The organism is Neisseria sp. P0009.S007 (assembly GCF_051962515.1).
This window is the reverse complement of the sequence record NZ_JBQCVF010000695.1, coordinates 1-866: the sequence shown is the minus strand read 5'-3', so window position 1 is coordinate 866 and position 866 is coordinate 1. Positions and strand designations below refer to the sequence as shown.

General features: G+C 51.4%; 1 protein-coding gene. It reads left to right on the top strand.

Going from position 1 to position 866, the window contains the following annotated elements:
* A partial coding sequence (locus tag ACTHS3_RS15750; RefSeq protein ID WP_440368474.1) for a ChuX/HutX family heme-like substrate-binding protein occupies positions 1-866 on the top strand: 866 nt, incomplete at both ends.

Here is an 866-nt window from a genome sequence, read left to right as displayed (position 1 = left end):
TTCAACCTTTATCCCATGCTGCCCATCAACCGCATGATTGAAAAAGGCGCATTTCCGACACCGCCGGGTTTCGATATTCAGGCAGACCAATATGCCTACACGGTTGAAACACTGCTGGAAAAAGGCTGGGAACAGGTCAGCAACAGCCACTTCGCCTATCCCGGCCGCGGCGAGCGCAACCGCTACAATACCCTGATCAAATCCGATATTTCCTGTTTAGCATTCGGCTCCGGAGCAGGCGGTAACTTCGGCGGTTTCAGCTATCAGGTGCAGGGCGATTTGGAGAGTTATCTCGCCACGCCGAAAGGCGAGAAAAACATCGCATTTATGAGCGGTCATAGTCCAAATAAAGCACTTCTCAGCAAAGTCCAGCACGATATTGAAACAGGCCGTCTGAATCCATTATTGTTCGACGGCAACAAAGCAGCGCAAAAGCTGATTGCCCAATGGCAGGAAATGCAGCTTTTTAAAGAACCTGATTCAGACGGCCTGATCCGTTTGAATACCAGCGGCCGTTATTGGTCGCCTACCCTTATCCGCAAACTCATGCTCACTCTTCCGACTCAAGAAAAGGATCAAACCATGCAAAAACTTTCAGCCGAACAACAAACCATGTTGCGCCAATCATTGGAAAAAAATCTCGGCCAAGTGCTGGAAATGCTGGCCGCGCAAAACCAATGCAGTTTTGAAGACGTTATCCGCTGCCTGCCTGAAGAGAACGTGCGCCAAACCGAAGGCAGCCGCATTGTCGAAATCCTCCAAGCCATCGCCGCATGGGATGAATCCGTAACCTTCATCGCCCACACCCCCGATGCCATCGTCGAAGTCAGCGGCAAACTGCCTAACGGCAAAGTCGGCCGCGGTTT